This is a genomic window from Serratia sp. OS31, from assembly GCF_014164835.1.
Taxonomy (GTDB): Bacteria; Pseudomonadota; Gammaproteobacteria; order Enterobacterales; family Enterobacteriaceae; genus Serratia; species Serratia liquefaciens_A.
In genome coordinates this window covers 204,622-224,526 of sequence record NZ_JACJFQ010000001.1, presented here as the reverse complement: position 1 = coordinate 224,526, position 19,905 = coordinate 204,622, and the positions used below count along the sequence as shown (strand labels likewise).

Genomic DNA, 19,905 nt, shown 5'->3' with positions numbered 1-19,905 from the left:
AAATTTAACCACTATGGGGTGAGGCAATGGGTGTGGATATCGACATTATCTCGCGCATTACAGAGCGTTTTATTGAGCTGAGCAGCACCGAAAAACGCATCGCGCAATTCATTCTGGACGATGCGGATGCGGTGACTGCTTTGCCGATTGCCGAACTGGCCCGGCAGGCCCAGGTCAGCCAGGCCTCGATCACGCGCTTTGCCAAAATACTGGGCTGCCGTGACGTGCGTGACCTTAAGGTCAAGCTGGCGCAGTCGTTGGCGGTGGGGCAACGGTTTATCCATGAAGAGCCGGATCTGGAAGGGATCCAGGGGATTTACGAAACCATCATCAATGTCCTGACGATTAACCGCCGGACGATTGACGAGCCGGCGCTGGCCAAAGCGGTGGAGTGGCTCAGCGACGCGCGGCAAATTCTGGCCATTGGCATGGGGGGCGGATCGACCATTTGCGCCGCAGAGGTGCAGCACCGTCTGTTCCGGCTCGGGCTGCCGGTAACCGCGCAAAGCGACGGCTTGCTGGTGCGCATGATGGCGGCGGCGGTGGCCAGGCAGGACGTGGTGGTGGCGCTGTCGCTGGGCGGCTACACGCAGGAAGTGGTGGAAAGCGCGGCGATTGCCCGCCAGTACGGGGCCAAAGTGGTGGCCATCACCCCGGCAGGAACGCCGCTGGCGGCGCAGGCCGACGTGCTGTTGGCGCTGGTGGTGCGGGAAAATGATTACATCTACAAGCCCAGTACTTCGCGCTACGCCATGTTGGCGATGGTCGACGTGCTGGCGACGGCGCTGGCCATGGCGAATAAACGCCAGTCCCGGGACCGTCTGCGCCGCATCAAGCTGGCGCTGGACAGTCACCGTGGCGGAGAAGATCGGCAGCCGCTGGGGGACTGAGTCGGCCCCCCAAGACACTAACCTGAGGATGATGATTCATGCGGTATCAGTATCTGATTAAAAATGTCACGGTGATCGACGGCAGCGGCGGGCCTGAATATCGTGCTGATGTGGCGGTGAAAGACGATCGGATTGCGGCTATCGCACCTGCTGTAGAGGCTGAGGCCGAGGTGGTGATCGACGGCCGGGGCCGGGTGCTGTCGCCGGGGTTTATCGACGTACATACTCATGACGACACTAACGTGATCCGCATGCCCGAGATGCTGCCGAAGATATCGCAAGGGGTGACAACGGTGATTGTCGGCAACTGCGGCATCAGCGCCGCCGGGGCGGTGATCAAAACCAGCGTGCCCGATCCGATGAACCTGCTGGGGGAAAAAGCGCATTTCGTTTACCCAACGATTGCCGATTACCGTCAACAGGTCGAGGCCGTGACGCCGGCGGTGAATGTGGCGACGCTGATTGGCCACACCACGCTGCGCAGCAACCAGATGGACGACCTGTTTCGCCCGGCTAATGCCGAAGAGATCGCCGCCATGCGTAAGCAACTGCGTGCTGCGTTGCAACAGGGCGCTTTGGGACTGAGTACCGGTCTGGCTTATGCCTCGGCGTTCTCTGCCCCCACGCAAGAGGTGATGGCGCTGGCGGAAGAGCTGGCGGGTGAGCAGGGCATTTATACTACCCACCTGCGTTCGGAGTTTGAACCCATACTCGAGGCGATGGAGGAGGCATTTCACATTGGCCGCCATGGCCGGGTGCCGGTGGTGATTTCGCACCATAAATGCGCCGGGGCCAAAAACTGGGGCCGCACGCAGGAAACGCTCAAGCTGTTCGACAAGGTGCGCCAGACGCAGGACGTCTCCTGCGACTGTTACCCTTACTCTGCCAGTTCATCGACGCTGGATTTAAAGCAGATCACCGATGAGTTCGATATCGTTATCACCTGGTCCGAACCGCATCCGGAAAAGGCCGGGCAATCCCTGCGGGACATCGCCGGGGCCTGGTCCATGAGCCTGCATGAAGCCGGCAAACGGCTGATGCCGGCGGGGGCGATTTATTACAACATGGACGAGCAGGATGTGCGCCGGGTGTTGAGCTACCCGCTGACCATGGTGGGCTCGGATGGTTTGCCGAACGATCCGATGCCGCATCCACGCCTGTGGGGCGCTTTTCCACGGGTGCTGGGTCACTACAGCCGCGACGAGAGGTTGTTCCCGCTCACGGTGGCGGTGCACAAAATGAGCGGCATGTCAGCGGCGCGTTATCAGCTGCCGCAGCGTGGGCTGATCAAAACAGGGTACTACGCCGATCTGGTATTGTTTGATGCATTGAAGGTGAAAGACAGCGCGACGTTCAGCCAACCGCAGCAACCCGCCGCAGGGATCGACGCGGTGTGGGTGAACGGCGTGCTGAGTTATCAACATCAGGCCGTGACCGGCCTGCGCGCCGGGCGGTTTTTGTGCCGTCAGGGCAACTCAATCGACAGGAGCAAGGCATGACGATCAAAAGATACGGCATTGACGGCGGAACCGGAACCGGTGGACAGCATCTGCCCTTTTCCCGCGCGGTAGAAGCCGGTGGCTGGTTGTACATTTCCGGCCAAACGCCGATGAAAGACGGTGAAGTGGTGGAGGGGGGGATTATCGATCAGTCGCGCCTGGCGATCCAAAACTGCCTGGATATTATGGCAGAGGCGGGATACGGTCTGGAAGACGTGGTGCACGTTAAGGTCATTCTGACCGATGCGCGTTACTTCCAGTCATTCAATAAAGTCTTTCGCGAGTTCTTTGCCGCTCACCCCCCGGCACGCATTTGCGCGGTCGCCGATCTGGTAGTGGATTGCAAGGTTGAAGTGGATATCACCTGCTATAACGCCGCGCGCATTCCCCGCTAGAGCGCTTGCCGATTAAAGGGTGGTGAAGCCACCCTCAGACCGCTGATTAACCCGCATAAGGGCTAAACCGGTAGGGGTCGAACATGTTCGACCCGATTTAACCTATTGATTATGCGATAGGGCGCAGCATGCAGCGCCCCTACTACGAAACCTGGGAGCACTTTGCCAGTGGCCTTAGGGGCAAAATCTCCCTTAATCATCATTTCACCAGGCTGTGTATCCCCACGGCGCGAGTCGGTTATTTGCTGACGCGATCGTAGTAGACCATGTCGGCGTTCAGACCCTGCTGATAGCCTTTGACGTTATCGCGCAGCACCACTTCGGTTTTCGCCTGATCGATAAAGACATACGGCGAACTGCGTTGCAGTTCTTGCTGCATGGCAGTGTACAGCGCGGTGCGCTTGGCGGGATCGGCTTCGGCCACCGCCGCCAGCGTTTGCTGGTTCAACTGTGGGATCTGCCAGCCGTTGAGGCCCGCCACCGTGCTGGTTTTGCCGTCGTTATAGGCGAAGGCGCTGGCGTTGGAGTGGGCGTCGAAATAGTCCGGGATCCACAGGCGGATCGCCGCCTGATGCTGTCGGGCGCGTACCCGTGAATAAACCTGGCTGCCGGCAGCCGGCAACAGTTCCACCTTCACGCCGCCCTCGGCAAAGCTGGCCTGCAGCGCCTGAGCGATAGTAATAAACGGCGGTTTGTTCTCGACGTCCAGCGTCAGCGAGGCATGGGTGATACCGGCCTTGGCCAGAATGGCCTTGGCTTTGGCCGGATCGAAACTGAACGGATTGTCTTTCAACGCACCCGGTAACCCGACCGGCAGGAAACTCTGGTGCACAAAATATTGGCCCTTCAGCAGATCTTTAGTGATGCCCTGATAGTCGATCAGATAGCGCGCTGCTTCCCAGAAGGCCGGGTTTTTCAACAGCGGATTGGCGCTATTGCCGGTGTTGAACACCAGGTAATTCTGTTCGGCAGAGGGGATTTCCAGCACCTTCACGCCGGGCTGATTTTTCAGCGCCACGGTTTGGTCCGGGCCCAGTTCGCGTGCCACATCGGCGTCACCCTGCTGGATCAACAGGCGGCGAGTGGCGGAGTCCGGCACGCTTTTAATGATGATGCTTTTCAGCAGCGGCTTGCTGCCCGGCGACGTCGGGTTGGCGTCCAGCACAATCGCCTGGTGCGGTTGATAGACGCGCATTTTGAACGGCCCGCTGCCGGCGGAGTGCATTTTCAGCCAGGCGTTGCCGTAGTCGCCGTCTTTGGCGTTAGGCTGCACCGCCTTGCTGTCGACGATCGAGGCGATCGGCGTGGAGAGAATATTTAGCGCCACCGCCGGACTGACGTTCGCCGTCCAGCTCAGTTGCAGGCTGTGGTCATCGATTTTTTTCAGCTGTGTGTCGATGTTGTTCGGCTGCCAGCCGAGAACGTTGAGGATAAACGCCGGTGACTTGTTCATCTTCACCGCGCGGCTAAAGGAAAAGATCACGTCATCGGCGGTCAGCGGGTTGCCGGAGGCGAAGGTCGCCTGCGGACGCAGTTTGATGGTCAGGGTTTTGGCTACGGGGTCGCCCTGCCAGCTTTCCGCCAGCACCGGCTCCACTTTTGCCGGATCGTCGCGATCCGCCTGCACCAGCCGCTGATACAGGCTGGGGACGGTCTGGATACTCGACAGCTCGTTGGCTTCCGCCGGATCCAGGCTGACGATATCGTCGAGCGATTGCACTACCACCAGCGTATTGGGCGGCGTGGCGGCCAGCGCGGAGGCGGAAAGGGCGGCAAGCATTAACAGCGGCAGGACTTTGGCTTTCATCGATGTTTTCCCTTGAATGCACGGCAAGAAATTATTGTTATCGTTTGTTTTCACGGCATTTTCGCCGCCAGAATGCCACGGTAGAGTCTTTGTCGGCGGCTGACAAAGTCCAATCGGCTATTTGATATGTCCAAAAACACTATAGAACGCCGGGTAACTCTCCGCCCACCGCACCAGAGAATAAAGCCCTCGTTGAAGAGGGCTTCAGACTGCTGACAAACATTCGAAAAGGCTAAACCGGTAGGGGGCGAACATGTTCGACCCGATTTAACTCATTGATTATGCTATTGGGCGCAGCATGCAGCGCCCCTACCATTAAACAACAGAGAACTTTGTCAACGGCCCCAAGCCCTCGTTGAAGAGGGCTTGGGGGGGTGATTAAAGAAGGGGATCGTTTTCCAACAAAGTCTTCAGACGCTGGTGCAACTGCGCGACATAGGCGGTATCGCGTGGCGCCACCCATACCACATTACTGCTGGCGATAACCCCCAGCACGGCGGGCCAGGCGCAAAGATCGATAATGCGTGCCATGGCTTTTGCATAGCCGGAATTCATGTGGATCAGCACAAAGTGGTCGTTATGCTCGACGTCAATCAGCATGGCCGTCAGCGGCTCGTTAATATCAGGCACTGGATGGTGCAGCGCATTGAGAGAATAGACCTTTTTCCCTTTGGCATTCTGCACCTTCATCACCCCCAGCGCGTTCAGCAGACGGGAAACGGTCGACTGGCTGATACCCGAATAGCCCCCCCGTATCATTTCACCGCGGATTTCCTCCTGTGATGAATAGCGTTGGCTCACGACCAGCTTGCGGCACAATGCCAGTTTCCGTTGTTCCTTCTCCCACAGAGTTTCTATTTTATTCGCCATTATGTTGCCTTGGTTTAAAAATGAGTGACAACTCTATATAAATCAATGCAATGAAGATGGGTTAACCGAGGGTGATATGACCCGTCGCAATCATATAAAGGGTAATGATGGCGACAATGACCAAAAGAAGGGCAATCAGCGCTTCGTAACCTTTCAACAACCGCTCTGCGTGCTGGTTTTTTTGGTGCCAGAGGAAGACCAGCAAGCCGGGGACAAACAGCAATGACGTCAGCAGCATTTGGCTGCCGGCGGCATAGCACAGCCAGAAACCATAGAGGGTGCCAATCAGCCCGAGCATCAGATCGCGGGTACGTGATTCACCCGGTTGATAACTTTCCCCGGTGATCGCCAGCTTGAGACCGTAGGCTGCACTGAACAGATAAGGGGGAAGGATGGCGGCAGTCGCGATGGAGAACAGCGCCTGATAGCCGGCGCTGTAGACCAACGTCAGCAGCAGGAAGAGCTGTATCAGACCGTTGGTGATCCACAGCGACACCGCAGGCGATCCATTGGCGTTGGTTTTGGTGAATATCTGCGGAAACATGCCGTCTTTGGCTGCGACAAAGGGTAACTCTGCGGCGAACAGCGTCCAGGCAAGCAACGCACCGGCTACCGACAGAATCACGCCGGCGGCGACAAAGCGTGCCCCCCAAATGCCGACCACGGATTCCAGCACCCCGGCCATTGACGGATTTTTTAATCCATTCAGCGTCGCCTGATCGAGCACGCCCATCGACAGCACGCTGACCAGAATATAAATCACCAGGCAGCCCAGCAGGCCGATCACCGTGGCTTTACCGATATCGGCGCGTCTGGCGGCGCGGGAGGAGACGACCGTGGCACCCTCGATGCCGATAAATACCCAGGTGGTCACCAGCATGGTGTTTTTTACCTGATCAAACAGCGCGGGATGGCTGCCGTCGATCACCATCATGCGACCCCAGAAATCTGCGGTAAAAATGCCGATGCGAAAGGCGATCACTACCGCCACAATAAACACCAACAGCACCAGCACTTTGACCACCGTTAGCACGGTATTGATCATGGCGGCTTCTTGCACACCGCGCAGCACCAGCGCATGCACCAACCACAGAACGATGGAAGCGCCGAGGATCGATTGCCAGTTGTTGCCCAAGCCGAATACCGGGAAGAAGAAGCTGAGGGCGCTGAACAGCAGCACCGCATAAGACACGTTCCCCAGCCAGGCGGAGAACCAATAGCCCCAGGCAGACTGGAAACCAATAAAATCGCCAAATCCCGCGCGAGCGTAGCTGTAAATACCGCCCTCCAACTGCGGGCAGCGAGCGCTTAGGTTCTGATAAATTAATGCCAGGCAGATCATCCCCACCGCGGTGATCAGCCAACCGATCAGCAGTGCGCCAGGTGAGGCGACGGAAGCGAAGTTTTGCGGCAGGCTGAATACGCCACCGCCTACCATGGAGCCGATGACCAGCGCGATCAGGGCAACCAGCCCCAGTTTTTTCTCAGACATGAGGGTTCCTCCAGCTGCGCAGGGCAGCAGGAAAATAATGATTCATAGGTTGAGAGGACGCGGCGGCAGACGATGCCGCCGCGTCGCCAATCAGTCGCCGAGGGTGGCGACCATCACGGCCTTGATGGTGTGCATGCGGTTTTCCGCTTCATCGAATACAATGGAGTGGGCCGACTCGAACACGTCATCCGTGACTTCCAGCCCTTTCAGGCCATAGGCGAGTTCAATTTCCTTACCCACTTTGGTCTGCTCGTTGTGGAAGGCCGGCAGACAATGCATGAATTTAACCTGCGGATTGCCGGTGGCTTTCAGCACCGCGGCATTGACCTGATAGGGCTGCATCAGGTTAACGCGTTCCGCCCAGGCCTCTTTCGGTTCTCCCATCGATACCCATACGTCGGTATAGAGGAAATCGACACCTTTCACGCCTTCATCCACCCGTTCGGTTACGGTGATATGCGCACCGGTATCGCGGGCGATGTCGGCACACTGCGCCAGCAAGGCTTCGTCCGGCCAAAAGGCCTTAGGTGCCACCAAACGGATATCCATGCCCATTTTGGCGGCGCCAACCATTAACGAGTTGCCCATGTTGTTGCGCGCATCACCAAGGTAGGCGAAGGAAATCTGATTGAGGCCTTTACCCGGCGCGTGCTCCAGCATGGTCATCAGGTCGGCCAGGATTTGCGTAGGGTGGAATTCGTCGGTCAGGCCGTTCCAGACCGGTACTCCGGCAAATTCCGCCAGCTCTTCGACGATGTGCTGGCCAAAGCCGCGGTATTCGATGCCGTCATACATACGACCCAGCACCCGTGCGGTGTCTTTCATCGATTCTTTGATACCGATCTGTGAGCCGGTTGGGCCGAGGTAAGTGACCCGGGCGCCCTGATCAAAAGCGGCAACTTCGAAGGAGCAGCGGGTGCGGGTGGAGGTTTTTTCAAAGATCAGCGCAATGTTTTTACCGCGTAGCCGTTGCTGCTCGACATTGCCGTATTTGGCTTTTTTCAGCGCAAAGGCCAGATCGATCAGGGATTGGATCTCGTCGCTGCTGAAATCCAGCAGTTTTAGAAAATGGCGGTGACGTAAGTTTATGCTCATGATCAGATTCCTGTTTATTCAATTTGTTGGGGTAATTAATGTGCCTTTCTCACCGGCCAGGATGCGGGTGGCGTCCTGCAGCGCGCCAATACCGGCGATGCCCTGGCGATAGCGTACAAAATGGCTGGCGGCCGAGATCTTCGGCCCCATGGAGCCGGCGTCGAAGGTGATGCCGGCCAGATCGTCCGGGGTTACCTTGTCCAGCGCGCGCTGTTGCGACGTGCCCCAATCGAGATACACCGCGTCGGCATCGGTCAGGATCAGCAGCGCGTCAGCGCCGATCTGCTCTGCCAGGAAAGCGGCGGACAGATCTTTGTCGATCACCGCCTCTATGCCTTCCAAACGGCCTTCCCGGCGTAATACCGGAATGCCGCCGCCACCGGCGCAGACCACCAGATGCCCCTGCGCGATAAGGGCATTAATCGCGTCGGTTTCGATGATGTTGAGTGGTTTGGGTGAGGGCACCACGCGGCGGAAATATTTACCGTCCGGTTTGATGGTCCAGCCTTTTTCCAGGCTCAGCGCCAGCGCGGCTTTCTGGTCGTAGACCGGCCCGATATATTTGCTGGGGTTGCCGAAGGCAACGTCGTCAGGATCAACTTCGACCTGGGTCAGCAGCGCGCTGATCTGGTGATCCGGCAGGCAGTTTTTCAGCTCCTGCAGTAGCAGGTAGCCAATCATGCCCTGGCTTTCCGCGCCCAAGACGTCCAGCGGGTAAGGGGCCACCTGCGAATAGGCGTTGTTTTGCAGCGCCAGCAGGCCAACCTGTGGGCCGTTGCCGTGCACCAGCACCACGTTCCAGTTTTCTGTCAACGCAGCGATTTGGCGGCTGGCAAGTTTGATGTTGCGACGTTGGATATCCGCCTCAAGCGGTTCTCCACGACGTAGCAGGGCGTTCCCACCCAGGGCAACCACCACTGTGGGTTTAGTCATGATGTTTTACTCCGTCGGGGTTAGATGTCGTCGCGTTCCAGTGGGCAACTCATGCAACGAGCGCCACCGCGGCCGCGGCCCAGCTCGTCACCCCGGATTGGCAGTACGGTGATGCCTGCCTTATCGTATTTTTCATTGGTCCAGGTATTGCGTTCGTAGCCGATCACTACGCCAGGTCGGATGGTCAGCACGTTATTGGCGTCATTCCACTGTTCACGTTCGGCCTCGAAGCTGTCGCCGCCGGTGGTGATGAGTTGCACCTGGCTGATGTTCAGAGCGCGTTCGATAGCGGTCAGGAAGTGTTTTTCCTGTTGACGATGCAGGCCGCCCTTACCGTCTGGCGTCAGCGTCCAGCACTGCGACTCTTTGCGCACCACTTCCGGGTAGACCGAGAAGGTATCCAGGTTGATGTGGGTCATGACGGTGTCCAGATGCATGCAGGAGCGGTGCTTAGGCAATTCCAGTGCGATAACACGTTCTGCCTGATGGGATTTGAACAACGCCTGCGCCAGGAATTCCACCCCTTGTGGCGTGGTGCGCTCCGACATGCCAATTAATACGGCACCGCGGCCAATGACCAATACGTCGCCGCCTTCCAGCGTGGCATGATCGTAATTACGTTCTTCATCGCCGAAATAAGTGGTGAAATCACCCTTGGAAAAATAAGGATGCCATTTATAAATGGCGCGCAGATTATTGGTTTCACGCTGGCGTGCCGCTTTTGCCATTGGGTTGATAGACACCCCGTTATATATCCAGCATGAGGTATCGCGGGTGAATAAATGGTTAGGTAACGGCTTCATAATAAAGTCGGTGCCCTGATGAGTATCAACCACCATATTATTGAAGCTGTCCGGGACTTCTTCATAAGTCAGGCCACCGGTCATATGGCGTGCCAACTGGCGGTCGGGCAAATCCCCCAGCCAACCGCGAATATCGGCGGCAAATGAAGGCCCCAAGCGGAAATCAGAAACCTGCGCCGACAGCAGCCACTGCTTGGCGGCGGGAATGCTCATGGTTTCGGTCAGCAAATCAGTCAGCAGCAAGACTTCTACATTTTGCGCCCGTAACGTTTGGGCAAAGATATCGTGTTCCTCACCGGCACGTTCGACGGATAATACATCATCGAACAATAATTCCTGACAGTTAGAAGGGGTTAATCGTTTTAAGCTTAAATTAGGGCGATGCAGCATAACGCTGCGTAATTGGCCTATTTCAGAACCTACATAATTCCTATTCATGTCATTTCCTATTATCAGATCCAGGTAATATCAGACGGAATGAAATAAAGGGTTTATTTCACTTAATGAGAATGGGTGCCGTTCCGTTGCCGCTGATAATAAACATTGTCCTGAGGTGTTTTGTGACGGAAATCACATTGATATAGGATGGGTGGTGAAATTAATTATCAGTTGACCAATATCATTGTTTTGTTGGAAATTATATCTTCCAAAATGCATTAATACTCGAATGTCACGTTAATTATTCATATAAACGTATGTTTAGATTAATGGTTTGTTGTCTAATTTATTGTAATTTATGTGTTTTATTTTCATGGTGGCAAGGTTATTCATTAATGAAAAATTAATATCCGTTCGAAGGTAAATTTCTTTGAATTTTTATTCCTGATTGTGACAGAGGATGGTTTTTTATTTTTGTGACGCCGTGGGATTAAATTTTATTACTGACCAACAAACAAGCCGTTAGCATCAGCGGTTTTACAAGGTTGGGGAGAATTAGGCGCTTAGGGTGCATAAAAATCCGCTGTGCGGGGAGATAAAGGGAAATAGTTAATCAGTCAGGTTGTGGGGTGGGGAGAGCCCCCACCCGGGGAGGTCATGGTTACAGGCTTTCGCTCAGGGTGGCGACCATCACCGCCTTGATGGTGTGCAGGCGGTTCTCGGCCTGATCGAACACCACGCTGTGTGCGGATTCGAACACTTCATCGGTCACTTCCATGCCGCCGTGCAGCCCGTATTGTTCGGCCATTTGCTTACCGAGCGTGGTCTGGTCGTCGTGAAACGCCGGCAGGCAGTGCAGGAATTTGACGTTCGGGTTGCCGGTCAGTTTCACCATCGCCATATTGACCTGATAAGGCTTCAGCAGCGCGATACGCTCCTGCCAGGTTTCTTTCGGCTCGCCCATCGATACCCACACGTCGGTATACAGGAAGTCCGCGTCCTTTACCCCTTCGGCAATGTCTTCGGTCAGGGTGATCTTGGCGCCGGTCTGTTTTGCCAATGCCTGGCACTCCGCGACCAGCTCCGGCTGTGGCCAGCAGGCCTTCGGTGCCACCAGCCGTAGATCCATGCCCGCCAGGGCGGCAGCTTCCAGCAGGGTGTTGCCCATGTTGTTGCGGGTGTCGCCAAGGTAGGCGAGCTTCACCTCGCTCAGCGGCTTGCCCGGCAGGTGCTCCTGTACGGTCAGCAGATCCGCCAGCAACTGGGTCGGGTGGAACTCGTTGGTCAACCCGTTCCACACCGGCACGCCGGCATGGTTGGCCAGGGTTTCCACCAGCGCCTGACCATAGCCGCGGTATTGAATACCGTCATACATCCGGCCCAGCACCCGGGCGGTGTCTTTCATCGACTCTTTATGGCCGATCTGGCTGCCGCTTGGGCCCAGATAGGTGACCTGAGCACCCTGATCGAAAGCGGCAACTTCGAAAGAGCATCGGGTACGGGTCGAGTCTTTTTCGAAGATGAGCGCAATATTTTTGCCCTGCAGGTGGCGTGTTTCCTGGCCTTTCCGCTTGGCCTGCTTTAACTCGGCCGAAAGCTGCAGCAGCGCCTGAAGCTCCGCCGGGGTGAAATCCATTAACCTTAGGAAGTGACGTTTGTAGAACGGGTTTATGCTACTCATTGCCGTGTATCCTGCTTGTTGTTATTGAATTAAAATTCACTTTATATGTATGAATATTCAATTTCAACCCCGCGGTAGAAATCTTTCACGTTTATCGTGGAAGCAATGCCGACGGTGTGTGAAAATAGAAGGAATACAGGCCATTTGACTTGAGGATATAGGCATGGCAAACCGCGAACAGCTAGAAGAACAACGTGAAGAGACCCGCCTGATCATCGAAGAACTGCTGGAAGACGGCAGCGATCCGGAAGCGCTCTACACCATCGAACACCACCTTTCTGCTGAGAAGTTTGAAGTGCTGGAGCAGGCCGCCGTTGAAGCCTTCAAGTTGGGCTACGAAGTGACCGACGCTGAAGAGCTGGAAGTGGAAGACGGTACCCTGGTGATGTGCTGTGACGTGATCAGCGAAATCGGCCTGAACGCCGAGCTGATCGACACTCAGGTAGAGCAGTTGGTGGCGCTGGCGGCACGTTGCGGCGTCAACTACGACGGTTGGGGCACCTACTTTGAAGATCCGAACGGCGAAGAAGGTGACGACGACGAAGAAGAAGGTGACTTCATCGACGAAGACGACGACGGTAAACGCCATTAATTAATCTTGTGGGCCGGCGCTCGCCGGCCCCGCCTATCCCGCCGTCTTTCAAGCCGCTGCGCTAGCGGTAACTTGAAATGCATAGGGCAGTTGAAGCAGATGAAATACCAATCCCTGTTAGCCCCCATTTTAAACTTCCTGCACTGCGAAACCCCAGACGCCTGGATTGACGCCGCCCGTCGTCCGGAAAACCTGCCGTTGTTGCTGACCGACCATATGGTGTGCGAGCTGAAAGCGGCACAGACCGGCATGTGGCTGATCCGCCGTTACGTGGCAGACAAGGAGAGCGGCGATGCCTTGTTGGCGCTGCTAAGGCCTTATGAAGCGTTTCTGCATGAAGCGCAGGGCGTGCCGGAAGCCTTGTTCCAGCAAAACAATTTCACCCGCAAGATCTTGCCCAAGAACGGCTCGGCCTACGGCCAGGATCTGGCGGACAAGATGGTGCTGCTGATCAAAGAAGAGCTGCACCATTTTTCGCAGGTGCTGGAGATCATGCTGGTGCGACAGATCCCGTATAAGAAGATCACCGCCAGCCGCTATGCCAAAGGCATGATCCGCGAGATCCGCACCCACGATCCGGCCACGCTGATTGATAAACTGATTTGCGGCGCCTATATCGAAGCCCGCTCCTGCGAGCGTTTTGCCCGGTTGGCACCGCATCTGGACGATGAGTTAAACCGTTTCTACGTTTCGCTGCTGCGCTCCGAGGCGCGCCACTATCAGGATTACCTGCAGCTTGCCGAGCAGATAGCCGGCGGCGACATCAGTGAGCGGGTGGCTCATTTCGGCCGCATTGAAGCAGAGCTTATTCAAACGCCGGACAGCGAGTTCCGCTTCCACAGCGGCGTGCCCGCCTTCGCCTGATAGCCGGGCGCCCGCGCAAATAAGTTACGCCGGTGCGCCCAGCAGTAAGTCCACCGCTTTTTCCGCCAGCATAATGGTCGGCGCATTGGTATTGCCGCTGGTGACCTGCGGCATCACCGAGCAGTCGATCACCCGCAGTCGCTCAAAACCGTGCACCCGCAGTTGCAGATCGGTCACCGAGTCCTGCGGCGATTGGCCCATGCGGCAACTGCCTACCGGGTGATACACAGTCTTGCAGAAGTTGCGCACAAACTCCTCCAACTGGGCCTCATCGTTCAACCATGCCGGCTGCGGCATCAGCAGGTCTTTGATCAGCGGCTTGAGGGCCGCGGTTTGCAGGAAGCGCAGGCCGAACTTCACCGCGCGCACGCTGCCGGCCAGATCTTCCGGATGGCCGAGGTAGTTGGCGTGCAACTTCACCGGATCGCGCGGATCGCGGCTGCGCAGCAGGACTTCCCCTCGCGCCTTGGGCTGTAGATAACCGACCTTGAGCGTGAAACCGTGGATATTGGGCAGCGGCTCGCCGGGCACGTCGTCCCAGCTGTCGAGCATCGGCAGGAAGTGGATCTGCACATCGGGCCGGCCGTCACCCTGGCTGTCGGTGAAGGCGGCGCCTTCCAGCACGTTGGAACTCAGCACGCCGCTGCGAAACGCCAGCCATTCGGTACCGTGGCGTAGCGCCTGCAGCCCGCGATCGGCGCCGTACAGGCTGATCGGTTGCCGGGTGCTGACGTTGATCGACATATGCAGATGATCGTGGAAGTTCTTGCCCACCGGCAGATCGGCGATCGGCGTTATGCCCAACTGTTGCAGATGTTCGCGTGGCCCAATGCCGGACAGCATCAGGATCTTTGGCGATCCGAGCGCGCCGGCGCTGAGGATCACTTCCTTTGCCGCATGCGCGGTGACTTCGGCACCGCCGTTTTGGCTATACACCACGCCGGTGGCAACGTTGTTGTCCAGCACCACCCGATGAACCAGCGCATTCAGCTTCACCACCAGGCGTAGGTCGTTACGCACCGCTTTCAGGTAGGTGCGTGCGGTGCTGGCGCGTTCGCCGTTATGGGTGGTGGTCTGGTAGAAGCCGACGCCGTGCTGGCTGTCGCCGTTGAAATCGTTGCGGTAGGGCAGGTTCAGCTCCTGGCCGGCGCGGATAAACGCCATGCTGAGCGGGTGACGGTAGCGGTTCTCGCTGACCGGCAGCAGGCCCTCACCGCCGTGATAGGTATCGGACAGGCTCTCGTTGGCCTCGGCACGTTTGAAATAGGGCAGCACATCCTGATAGCCCCAGCCGACGCAGCCGTAACGTTCGGCCCACTCGTCGTAATCCTGCCGCTGGCCACGAATATAGATCATGCCGTTGACCGAGCTGCTGCCGCCCAACACCTTGCCCTGGGCGATCTGCATGCGGCGGTTGTTGGCGTGCGGCTCGGGTTCGGTTTCGTAGGGCCAGCTTTTTTTGGCGATGATTTTCGCCACGCCGGCCGGCATCTTGATGAATAAATTATTGTCGTCGCCACCGGCTTCCAGCAGTAACACCCGCGCCTGAGTGCGGCGGATCAACTGCGCTGCCAGTACGCAGCCGGCGGACCCTGCGCCGACAATGATGTAATCAAAAGCATTTTCCGACATGACTGCTCCCTGTGCGATTACGGCATGAGCCTGTCATGGCAGAGTATCGCAAGCGGACGGCAGGTCAATTTCAAATCGTTAATTTATTAATGAATATCACATAAATTGTTTTTAATTTTTATTAATTAATTGATTTTTATAAATAAAAAATAAAATGTTCATATTAATATTTTTGCGATATTGCGTGGCTGTGATGATGCCGGCGCGAAAAATATGTGGTGATAAATATCCGGCGCATTGTTTCTAAACGGAATATTAAATATGAGATTTATCCGAGCGGGAAAGAGGATGTCAGCACAAAAATGCTGCTATATGATGAGCCACTCTGTGGTTGGATAAGATATTAAGAAATATGGACATTTCGATTAATAAATCTAATTATTTAAAAGGGATTGCCATCATATTGATGCTGATCCATCACCTGTTTGCCTACCCGATCCGAATTAGCCCGGATATCCCGGTCTATCATATTGTTAACAGCGTTGATCTTGAAATGTATCTTGGTCTGTTCGGCAAGATTTGCGTTTCGATGTTTCTGTTTCTGTCCGGTTACGGGTTTTCGCTGAAAAAAGAAGTGTCGTTCCACTATATCTGGGGCAAGCTGAAGAATTTATATATCAGCTATTGGATAGTGTTATTTATCTTTGTCCCCATCGGCATTTTCTTCTTTCCCGGAGAAAGGTATAGCCTTTCCCTGCCGCTGTTTCTCGAAAACCTGATTGGCATTAAATCCACGTATAACAGCGAGTGGTGGTTCTTCAAACTCTATGTGCTGTACGTGCTTTCTCTGCCGCTGTTATCACGGCTGAATATCTACCCTTTGCTGGGGCTGCTGGTTCTGGCGGCGCTGTGCGGAAGAGGGTTACAGTATTTCGCCTGGGCGCCTGAAATCCTGATCGAATATTGCACCTGGCTACTGCCTTTCGGTTTTGGCATGGTGTTTGGCCGCAGCAAACACATGCCGGCGGACTTCTGGCTGTCGAAGCTGATTGTTACCCTGAGCCGCACCCATCCGCTGATCTTGCTGATGGTGACGGTGGCGGTGTTTATCGTCGCCCATAATCCGGGGCTGCTGCTGGTGACGCCGCTGTTTATCATCGCGATGATGAAAACCGCAGACGGGCTGGGCAGCACGGTGAATCGGGCGGTGGGCGAGCTGGGCAAGCATTCGATGTACATGTGGCTGACCCACAGCTTCTACTGCTATTACTTCACCCAAAAGCTGATTTTTGCGCCGCGCTACACGCCGCTGATCCTGCTGCTGCTGATTGTGGTGTCCTACCTGACCAGCCTGGTGCTGAGCCGGATTGAGCTGGCGATCAAGGGCAGGGTAACGGCGTAGGGACGTTGAATGCTGCGCCCGTGATGACCGCGGGCGCAGCGGCAAGATTAAAGCGTTTTCAGCATGGTGACTTCGCAGTCGACGTGGCCGGTGGTGCCCATAGCGTGGTCGATATGCTCGAAGCCCAGATGCTCGTACAGGCCGATGGCCTGCATCAGGCTGGCGGTGGTTTCCAAATAACAACAGCGGAAGCCCTGTTGACGGGCAAACTCCAGTGCCTGCAGCGCCAGGCGTTTTGCCAGGCCCTGGCCGCGTAAAACCGGCAGGAAATACATTTTCTGTAATTCGCAAATATCGTCGTCACCGCCCTGCAGCGGGGCCACGCCGCCACCGCCGGCAATCCGGCCATCGACTTCTATCACCCAATAAGCGCTGCGGGGCAGGCTGTAGAGCTGATACAAGACGTCCAGATTGGGGTCGGAAACGGTATAGCCTTTGTCCGCCGTCAGGCCGTGCTCGGCAGAGACTTCGCGAATGACATTAGCAATAGCGGCGTTGTCGTCAGCCGTTATTGGGCGCACCAGAAGACGTACTGGGGTTGCTGTTGTCATAGTTACACTCGCCATAAAAAGAACCCGAAGGGTTCCGGAATATCGTTTTTTGTGCAGACAAAAACGCGCCGAGTTTGTATCTCGGCGGCGTCCATGCAGCAATATCTTGTAATAACATCTAAAGCGGGCCGGATGCAACGGCGATAAAAAAACAGCGGGGAAATCCCCGCTGTTTTTCAACTGTGGCAGTGAACCGAAAGATTACAGCGCGGCGATGGTCGCCTGCTGTTCCTGCAGCTTCACTTTGCCTTCTTTGCAGGCTGCCAGACGTTCGCGCTCTTTGGCGACCACGGCTTCCGGCGCGCGCGCCACAAAGCCTTCGTTGGCCAGCTTGCCTTCGATCGAGGCGATTTCTGCATCCAGCTTGCCCATCTCTTTCGACAGACGCGCGATTTCGGCGTCTTTATCGATAAAGCCGGCCATAGGGATCAGCAGCTCGGCGCCGTCCACCAGTTTGGTGACCGATACCGGGCCTTTGTCACCCGCAGGCAGCAGGGCGATAGACTCCAGACGCGCCAGACGCTCGATAAAGCTCTGGTTCTCCTGCACGCGACGCTGGGCGTCGGCACTGCAGTTGCGCAGCAGCACTTCCAGCTGTTTGCTTGGGGCGATGTTCATCTCAGCGCGAATGTTACGCACCGCGGTGATCGCCTGCTTGATCCACTCCAGGTCGTTCAGCGCCTGCGCGTCTTCCAACGCGGCGTCGTACTCTGGGAAGGGTTGCAGCATGATGGTGTCTGCGGTTTCGCCGGTCAGGGTTTTCACGCGCTGCCAGATGGTTTCGGTAATGAACGGGATCACCGGGTGCGCCAGGCGCAGCAGGGCTTCCAGCACGGTGATCAGCGTGTGGCGGGTGCCGCGCTGTTCCGCTTCGCTGCCGTTGCTCACGACCGGCTTGGTCAGCTCCAGGTACCAGTCACAGAACTGGTTCCAGGTGAATTCGTACAGGATGTTGGCGGCCAGATCGAAGCGGTAGGTGTCCAGCGCTTCGCGGTAAGCCTTCACCGTACGGTTGAATTCGGCCAGGATCCAGCGGTCCGCCAGCGACAGCACTTTCTCGCCGCCGTTGAAACCGCAGTCCTGACCTTCCGCGTTCATCAGGACGAAGCGGCTGGCGTTCCACAGCTTGTTACAGAAGTTGCGGTAGCCTTCCAGGCGCTTCATGTCCCAGTTGATGTCACGGCCGGTAGAGGCCAGCGCCGCCAGGGTGAAGCGCAGGGCGTCGGTGCCGTGCGGCTCGATGCCGTTCGGGAACTGCTTCTCGGTGCGCTTGCGGATTTTCTCCGCCAGCTGCGGCTGCATCATGTTGCCGGTGCGTTTTTCCAGCAGGTCTTCGAGCGAGATGCCGTCAACCATGTCCAGCGGGTCGATCACGTTGCCTTTCGACTTGGACATCTTCTGCCCTTCGTCGTCGCGGATCAGACCGGTCATGTAGACCGTTTTGAACGGAACCTGCGGCTTGCCGTTTTCGTCCTTCATGAAGTGCATGGTCAGCATGATCATGCGCGCAATCCAGAAGAAGATGATGTCGAAGCCGCTGACCATCACGCTGGTCGGATGGAAGGTTTTCAGCGCGTCGGTCTGCTCTGGCCAGCCCAGGGTAGAGAAGGTCCACAGGCCGGAAGAGAACCAGGTGTCCAGCACGTCTTCGTCCTGAGTCAGCACCACGTCGGCACCCAGGTTGTTTTCGCTGCGAACTTCTTCTTCGCTGCGGCCAACGTAGACTTTGCCGTTCACGTCGTACCAGGCCGGGATACGGTGACCCCACCACAGCTGACGAGAGATACACCAGTCCTGAATGTCGCGCATCCAGCTGAAGTACATGTTTTCGTACTGCTTCGGCACGAACTGAATTTCGCCTTGCTCAACCGCTTCCACCGCCACTTTCGCCAGCGGTGCGGTACGTACGTACCATTGGTCGGTCAGCATAGGTTCGATCACCACGCCGCCGCGGTCGCCGTAAGGCACCGTCAGGTCGTGCGGTTTGATCTCTTCCAGTAAACCCAGCTCTTCAAAGGCGGCAACCACCGCTTTACGCGCCGCGAAACGCTCCAGGCCACGGAACTGGGCCGGGATTTCGTTGCAGTAATCGGTGCAGATTTCGCCGAGGGTGTTGAACACTTCCGCTTCCTGGCGGATATCGCCGTCGAAAGTCAGGATGTTGATCATCGGCAGGCCGTGACGTTTACCGACTTCGTAGTCGTTAAAGTCGTGCGCCGGGGTGATTTTCACGCAGCCGGTGCCTTTTTCCATGTCGGCGTGCTCGTCACCGACGATGCGGATGCGACGGCCCACCAGCGGCAGAATGATTTCTTTGCCGATCAAATCTTTGTAGCGCGGATCTTCCGGGTTTACCGCCACGCCGGTATCACCGAGCACGGTTTCCGGACGGGTGGTGGCGACCACCAGGTAATCTTTGCCTTCGGCAGTTTTGGCGCCGTCAGCCAGCGGGTAGCGCAGGTGCCACATGGAGCCTTTGGACTCGCGGTTTTCCACTTCCAGATCGGAGATGGCGGTGCGCAGTTTCGGATCCCAGTTCACCAGGCGTTTGCCACGGTAGATCAGATCTTCTTTGTGCAGACGGACAAACACTTCGCGTACCGCGTTGGACAGGCCTTCGTCCATGGTGAAGCGCTCGCGCTCCCAGTCCACGGAGTTGCCGAGGCGACGCATCTGGCGGGTGATGGTGCCGCCGGATTCCGCTTTCCACTGCCAGATTTTGTCGATGAACGCATCGCGGCCATAGTCATGGCGAGTTTTGTTTTCTTCTGCGGCGATCTTGCGCTCAACCACCATCTGGGTGGCGATACCGGCATGGTCGGTACCGGCCTGCCACAGGGTGTTTTTACCCTGCATGCGCTGGTAACGGATCATGGTGTCCATGATGGTCTGCTGGAAGGCGTGACCCATGTGCAGGCTGCCGGTGACGTTCGGCGGCGGGATCATGATGCAAAAGCTTTCCTGGCTGGTATCACCGTTTGGCTTGAAGTAACCCTGGTTTTCCCAGTGATCGTACAGCTTCTGTTCGATCTCTTTCGGGTCGTATGCGGTATCGAGATGACTGTTTGTCTTTTCCATTTT

At 56.6% G+C, this 19,905-nt stretch carries 16 protein-coding genes; 6 read left to right on the top strand and 10 right to left on the bottom strand.

Features of this window, described 5'->3' with window-relative positions; all coding sequences use genetic code 11:
* The first annotated feature begins 26 nt into the window (after positions 1-26).
* The 3 genes from H5P17_RS01025 to H5P17_RS01015 are packed head-to-tail and all read left to right on the top strand — an operon-like array spanning position 27 to position 2,784.
* Positions 27-890, top strand: a complete 864-nt coding sequence (locus H5P17_RS01025) for a MurR/RpiR family transcriptional regulator (protein ID WP_182820852.1) — start codon at positions 27-29, stop codon at positions 888-890.
* A 38-nt stretch (positions 891-928) separates the two neighbouring features.
* Positions 929-2,389: an amidohydrolase family protein gene (locus tag H5P17_RS01020; protein ID WP_182820850.1), complete on the top strand. Its 1,461-nt coding sequence runs from the start codon at positions 929-931 to the stop codon at positions 2,387-2,389.
* Positions 2,386-2,784, top strand: a complete 399-nt coding sequence (locus tag H5P17_RS01015) for a RidA family protein (protein ID WP_020825011.1) — start codon at positions 2,386-2,388, stop codon at positions 2,782-2,784. The genes H5P17_RS01020 and H5P17_RS01015 overlap by 4 nt, the downstream gene beginning before the upstream one ends.
* Positions 2,785-3,022: 238 nt before the next feature.
* On the opposite strand, the gene H5P17_RS01010 is transcribed toward H5P17_RS01015, so the two are convergent.
* The 7 genes from H5P17_RS01010 to argF (H5P17_RS00980) form a co-directional block, all read right to left on the bottom strand.
* Positions 3,023-4,591 (bottom strand): ABC transporter substrate-binding protein, encoded by a 1,569-nt coding sequence (locus tag H5P17_RS01010; RefSeq protein WP_182820848.1) that lies wholly within the window; start codon positions 4,589-4,591, stop codon positions 3,023-3,025.
* 378 nt (positions 4,592-4,969) lie between these two features.
* Positions 4,970-5,461: an arginine repressor gene (locus H5P17_RS01005; RefSeq protein WP_182820846.1), complete on the bottom strand. Its 492-nt coding sequence runs from the start codon at positions 5,459-5,461 to the stop codon at positions 4,970-4,972.
* Between the two features lie 61 nt (positions 5,462-5,522).
* Positions 5,523-6,953 carry an arginine-ornithine antiporter gene (gene arcD, locus H5P17_RS01000; RefSeq protein WP_182820844.1) on the bottom strand — a complete coding sequence of 477 codons (1,431 nt, stop codon included), beginning with the start codon at positions 6,951-6,953 and terminating at the stop codon, positions 5,523-5,525.
* Positions 6,954-7,043: 90 nt separating this feature from the next.
* The gene (gene argF, locus H5P17_RS00995) at positions 7,044-8,048 is read right to left on the bottom strand and encodes an ornithine carbamoyltransferase (protein WP_182820842.1); all 1,005 of its coding nucleotides are present in this window, start codon (positions 8,046-8,048) and stop codon (positions 7,044-7,046) included.
* An 18-nt stretch (positions 8,049-8,066) separates the two neighbouring features.
* Positions 8,067-8,984: a carbamate kinase gene (arcC, locus tag H5P17_RS00990; RefSeq protein ID WP_182820998.1), complete on the bottom strand. Its 918-nt coding sequence runs from the start codon at positions 8,982-8,984 to the stop codon at positions 8,067-8,069.
* Between the two features lie 17 nt (positions 8,985-9,001).
* A complete protein-coding gene (arcA, locus tag H5P17_RS00985) occupies positions 9,002-10,222 on the bottom strand; it encodes an arginine deiminase (protein WP_182820840.1) in 1,221 nt (406 codons plus the stop codon).
* 601 nt (positions 10,223-10,823) lie between these two features.
* Positions 10,824-11,843: an ornithine carbamoyltransferase gene (argF, locus tag H5P17_RS00980; protein ID WP_182820838.1), complete on the bottom strand. Its 1,020-nt coding sequence runs from the start codon at positions 11,841-11,843 to the stop codon at positions 10,824-10,826.
* Between the two features lie 163 nt (positions 11,844-12,006).
* Here argF (H5P17_RS00980) and rraB point away from each other — a divergent pair, with 163 nt between their 5' ends.
* Positions 12,007-12,435 carry a ribonuclease E inhibitor RraB gene (rraB, locus tag H5P17_RS00975; protein WP_020825014.1) on the top strand — a complete coding sequence of 143 codons (429 nt, stop codon included), beginning with the start codon at positions 12,007-12,009 and terminating at the stop codon, positions 12,433-12,435.
* Positions 12,436-12,534: 99 nt separating this feature from the next.
* Entirely contained in the window at positions 12,535-13,299 is a 765-nt protein-coding gene (gene miaE, locus H5P17_RS00970) for a tRNA isopentenyl-2-thiomethyl-A-37 hydroxylase MiaE (RefSeq protein WP_182820836.1), read from the top strand.
* A 24-nt stretch (positions 13,300-13,323) separates the two neighbouring features.
* Here miaE and H5P17_RS00965 read toward each other — a convergent pair whose 3' ends face one another.
* The gene (locus tag H5P17_RS00965; protein WP_182820834.1) at positions 13,324-14,931 is read right to left on the bottom strand and encodes a GMC family oxidoreductase; all 1,608 of its coding nucleotides are present in this window, start codon (positions 14,929-14,931) and stop codon (positions 13,324-13,326) included.
* Between the two features lie 352 nt (positions 14,932-15,283).
* On the opposite strand from H5P17_RS00965, the gene H5P17_RS00960 reads away from it, so the two are divergent.
* On the top strand, positions 15,284-16,273 hold the full coding sequence (locus H5P17_RS00960; RefSeq protein ID WP_182820832.1) for an acyltransferase: 990 nt from the start codon (positions 15,284-15,286) through the stop codon (positions 16,271-16,273).
* Between the two features lie 47 nt (positions 16,274-16,320).
* Here the strand turns inward: H5P17_RS00960 and H5P17_RS00955 are convergent, their stop codons facing one another.
* Entirely contained in the window at positions 16,321-16,824 is a 504-nt protein-coding gene (locus tag H5P17_RS00955; protein WP_182820830.1) for a GNAT family N-acetyltransferase, read from the bottom strand.
* 201 nt (positions 16,825-17,025) lie between these two features.
* Positions 17,026-19,902: a valine--tRNA ligase gene (locus H5P17_RS00950; RefSeq protein ID WP_182820828.1), complete on the bottom strand. Its 2,877-nt coding sequence runs from the start codon at positions 19,900-19,902 to the stop codon at positions 17,026-17,028.
* Between the last annotated feature and the right edge of the window lie 3 nt (positions 19,903-19,905).